At 68.5% G+C, this 4,318-nt stretch carries 3 protein-coding genes; 2 read left to right on the top strand and 1 reads right to left on the bottom strand.

All coding sequences use genetic code 11. The features are described from left to right. Nucleotides 1-775 precede the first annotated feature (775 nt). Complete coding sequence (locus tag IT306_10585) at nucleotides 776-1,573, top strand: site-specific DNA-methyltransferase (GenBank protein ID MCC7368860.1); 798 nt, start codon at nucleotides 776-778, stop codon at nucleotides 1,571-1,573. 17 nt (nucleotides 1,574-1,590) lie between these two features. Here IT306_10585 and IT306_10580 read toward each other — a convergent pair whose 3' ends face one another. Next, complete coding sequence (locus IT306_10580) at nucleotides 1,591-3,333, bottom strand: adenine deaminase (GenBank protein ID MCC7368859.1); 1,743 nt, start codon at nucleotides 3,331-3,333, stop codon at nucleotides 1,591-1,593. A gap of 96 nt (nucleotides 3,334-3,429) precedes the next feature. Here IT306_10580 and IT306_10575 point away from each other — a divergent pair, with 96 nt between their 5' ends. Beyond that, nucleotides 3,430-4,125 carry a Uma2 family endonuclease gene (locus IT306_10575; protein MCC7368858.1) on the top strand — a complete coding sequence of 232 codons (696 nt, stop codon included), beginning with the start codon at nucleotides 3,430-3,432 and terminating at the stop codon, nucleotides 4,123-4,125. The last annotated feature ends 193 nt before the right edge of the window (nucleotides 4,126-4,318 follow it).

The raw sequence follows: 4,318 nt of genomic DNA, 5'->3' as shown, positions 1-4,318 counted from the left end.
TGGTGTACCCGAAGCATCATGGAACGGTCGGTCGGGGACTGAAGTCCCCGCCTACAGTCACACCGTCGCTGCGCGACGGACGCAGGGAACGGCTGGGGCTGGCGAGCTTGGAGCGTCGCGCAGCGACTGCAGGATGGTAGGCGGGGCTTTCAAGCCCCGACGCCGCCGCACGACGCGCTCAACATACGATTGCACTGGTAGCAGCATCAGGGCGATGGCATGTTCATTGGTGTACCCGAAGCATCATGGAACGGGCGGTCGGGGACTGAAGTCCCCGCCTACCGTCATTCAGTCGCTGCGCGACGGCCGTCGGGAACGGCAGGCACTGGTGCGACTGGCGCGTCGCGCAGCGACTGCAGGATGGTAGGCGGGGCTTTCAAGCCCCGACGAGGCGGCACGATGTGCGCAACACACGATTGCCCTGCCCCCTCGCTCAGGGCGATTGCATGTTCGTTGGTGTCCCCGAAGCATCATGGAACGGGCGGTCGGGGACTGAAGTCCCCGCCTACAGTCACGCCGTCGCTGCGCGACGGCCGTGGGGAACGGCAGGCACTGGTGCGACTGGAGCGTCGCGCAGCGACTGCAGGATCGTAGGCGGGGCTTTCAAGCCCCGACGCGGCGGCACGACGACATCAACATGCAATCGCCCTGGGGCACCTGAGCGGGGCCGGGCGATGCCCGGCCCCGACATGCTAGACTGGCCCACGCCATGCTCATCGAGCCTCGACGTTCCGCCGACCCTGCCATCCTCCCGCTTACCATCGGTGAGCCACGGGTGAGCGTCGCGCCGTATTTCAGCGCCCCGGACGACCTCGTCACCATCTACCACGCCGACAGCACGGACCTCTCGTTCCTGGAGGCTGGCTCGGTGCATCTGGTGGTGACCAGCCCGCCGTACAACCTGGGCAAAGATTACGGCACCGCCCGCGACAACGACACCTACGAGCGCTACCTGGACTGGATGGTCTCGTGGTGCCAGCAGCTATGGCGGGTGCTGGAGCCGGGCGGGCGGCTCTGCCTAAACATCCCGATCGATATCAACCTCTCGTTTGACTCGGGCGGCAAGCGGCGCACCCAGAAGCGGCCGGTCCTGGCGGACTTCACCCATCGTCTCGTCAACGAACAGGACTGGCTTTACAACACCACCATCCTCTGGCTGGAGAACAACATCTCTCGGCGCACGGCCTGGGGCTCCTGGCTGAAGGCATCCGATCCGTGGGTCAACACGGCGGCCGAGGCGATCCTGGTCCTCTCCAAGCAGCAGCGCAAGCGGGACGGTCGCGGCAAGACCTCGGACATCGAGCGCGCGGAGTTCATGGACTCCTCGCTCGGGATCTGGAAGTTCCGGGGCGAGAACTCGAAGAAGTGGGGCCACCCGGCGCCCTTCCCCGAGGAGCTGCCGCAGCGGCTGATCAAGCTGTTCAGCTTCAAGGAGGACGTGGTGCTGGACCCGTTCCTCGGGAGCGGCACGACCTGCCGGGTGGCGCAGACGCTGGGGCGGCGCTCGATTGGGATCGAGATCGACGAGCGGTTCTGCGAGGTGGCGGCCCGGCGCTGCCGCGACGGCCGCTAGCCTGGTGCTCCCGCCCGTCAGACGTGCGAGGCCACCGCGTCGGCCCAGGCCCGCCGGTCCACGTCCACGAGGCCCTGGTCCGTCAGCTTCAGGGCCGGGCTGACCGGCAGCGAGAGCGTCGAGACGCTCATGAACGCGTTGGCGTGGCGATACCCCCAGGCGTGGAGGGCCGCCCGCACCTCCTTCGCTGCTGTCACCACCTCGGCAATCGGGCGGTCGGACATCAGGCCGCCGACGGGCAGCCGCAGCAGCGCCGTCACCCGGCCGTTGTGCACCACCGCGATGCCGCCGCCGGCCTGAATGACGGTGTTGGCCGCCAGCGCCATCGCCTCGGTGCTGGTGCCGATAGCCGTCAGGTTGTGGCTGTCGTGCGAGTAGGTCGTGGCGACCGCGCCATCCCCCAGCGTGAAGCCGAGCAGGGGCGCGCAGGCCCGCGTCGCGCCGCGCCCGTGCCGCTCGACGATCGAGAGCAGGGTGGCCTGCCCCTCCCACTGCACCTCGCCCTCCTCGACGGGCAGCGTGATCCGGTCCGGGCGGGTGGCCGTGTCCACCGGGTTGGCGCGAATAGCGGTCAGGTCGATGTGCCCGGCCGGCACGTCCAGGCGCCAGCGGAAGTCGTCCGGCGTCACCCCACCGACCTTGACGGTGTCGCGGAACGGCAGCGCGGCATCTTGCGGCTCGGGCAGGACGGCCATGCCGTCGCGCGCCACCACCCGGCCGCCGGAGATGACCGCGGACGGAGCGAACTGGGCCAGATCGGGCAGCAGCACGAGGTCGGCCCGCTTGCCCGGCGAGACGATGCCCCGGTCGTAGAGACGCAGGCGCTGGGCCGGCGTCCAGGTCATCGCCCGCAGCGCTTCCAGCACCGGCATCCCGGCCTGCACGGCGCACCGCGCGACGTGGTCCAGGTGGCCCCGCTCCACGATAGCATCCGGGGCCACGTCGTCCGTCACGAGGCAGAGTGGCGGCTGGATCGGCAGCGCCGCCAGCTGCTCGAACAGCTCCGGGCGGACGCTCTTCTCCTGGATCATCACCAGCATCCCCATCCGCGCCTTCTCGATGTGGATCTCGACGGGGTTCTTGGTGTGGTCGGAGTCGATGCCCTCCGCGAGGTAGCGGCTGAGATCGACGCCGCTCAGGTTGGTGCAGTGGCCGTCGATCAGCTTGCCCTTGTCGCGGGCCGCCTTGACGATGCCGCGCATGCGCTCGTCGCCGCGCACCACGGCGCGGTAGTCCATGACCTCGCCCAGCCCGATGACGCCCGGCCAGTCCAGCATCTCGGAGATGTCCTCGGCGGATAGCTCCGCACCGGCCGTCTCGAAGCCGAGCAGGGCCGGCACGCAGGACGGCACGCCGTAGAGGATGGTCTGGCCGGTCCCGTGGCCGGCCTCGATCATCCAGCGGAGGCCGGGCGCGCCGGCCACGTTGACGATCTCGTGGGGGTCGGCCAGCACCGTGGTGGTGCCGCGCGGCAGCGTGAGCCACGCGAAGGCGGCCGGCGTGACAAAGGTGCTCTCGACGTGGATGTGGGCGTCGATGAAGCCCGGCGCGATGGTCTGGCCGGCGGCGTCGAGCACGTCGGCGGCCAGGCCGGCATCGACGCTGCCGGGCGGCAGCACGCCCGCGATATCCTCGCCGCGAAGCACGACGTCGGCAGGAAAGACCTCGCCGGTGAAGACTGAGACGACGCTGCCGCCTCGGATGAGCAGATCGTAGGTGGCGGGCGTGGCTGACGCGGAGGCGGCGGGCTGATCGGTCATCGGCGGCGTCCTCGCCGGTCCCAAGGGGCCGGCCGTATAAGCGTTGGGGGCATGGTACGATCTTCAGACAGGGACGCGCGCACCAGGAGCCTCACCATGACTGACGTCCTGCAGCCATCAGCCACAGACGAGATCACCAGCACCAGCAGCCCCGGCATGCCCGACAGCGCCGGCGTCTCAGCCGCCGCAGACTGGCCCGGAGGCATCCCCAGGCACATGACGCTCGAAGAGTTCCTGACCTGGGACCATGAGGGTCTGCGTGCGGAGTGGGTTGACGGTGACGTGGTAGTGATGTCGCCTGCACAGGCGGTGCACCAGCGGATTATCTTTTTCCTCGCGCGGATGATCGCCGAATACTGCGAGCAGCACGACCTCGGGGAAGTGTTCATTGCCGGTATGCGACTCCTGCTGGCATCTCGACCAAGCGGACGCGATCCAGACATCATGTTCCTGACGACGGCACATCTGGACCGCGTGGATGGAGCGTTCGTCCACGGTCCTGCGGACCTCGTCATCGAGGTTGTCTCACCCGAGAGTGAGGAGCGAGACCGGGCCACAAAGTTCCTGGAGTACGAGGCGGCGGGCATCCCTGAATACTGGCTTGTGGATCCGCTGCGCCAGGACGTGATCTTTCATGAGCTTGGGGCGGATGGACACTACCACCCCGGCACGATCTCAGCCGATGGCATCTACACGTCACAAGCACTGGAGGGCTTCCGCCTGAAGGTCGACTGGCTCTGGCGAGAGCCGCTGCCGACGCCGAGCGCCGCGCGAGTCGAGCTGCCTCGTTAGCATCTGCCCGCCCTGCGACCCCCAGGGCGATTGCGTGTTCGTTGGTGTACCTGAAGCATCATGGAGCGGGCGGTCGGGGACTGAAGTCCCCGCCTACAGTCACACCGTCGCTGCGCGACGGCCGTGGGGAACGGCAGGCACTGGTGCGACTGGCGCGTCGCGCAGCGACTGCAGGATGGTAGGCGGGGCTTTC

This window comes from Chloroflexota bacterium (assembly GCA_020850535.1).
Taxonomy (GTDB): Bacteria; Chloroflexota; UBA6077; order UBA6077; family JACCZL01; genus JADZEM01.
Note: the sequence above shows the minus strand (reverse complement) of the source record. Positions and strands in the feature narration are given on the sequence as shown.

What these genes read in the sequence shown, in the direction of transcription:
- IT306_10580 (MCC7368859.1), bottom strand. Translation starts at nt 3,333, where the DNA reads ATGACCGATCAGCCCGCCGCCTCCGCGTCAGCCACGCCCGCCACCTAC.
- IT306_10575 (MCC7368858.1), top strand. Translation starts at nt 3,430, where the DNA reads ATGACTGACGTCCTGCAGCCATCAGCCACAGACGAGATCACCAGCACC.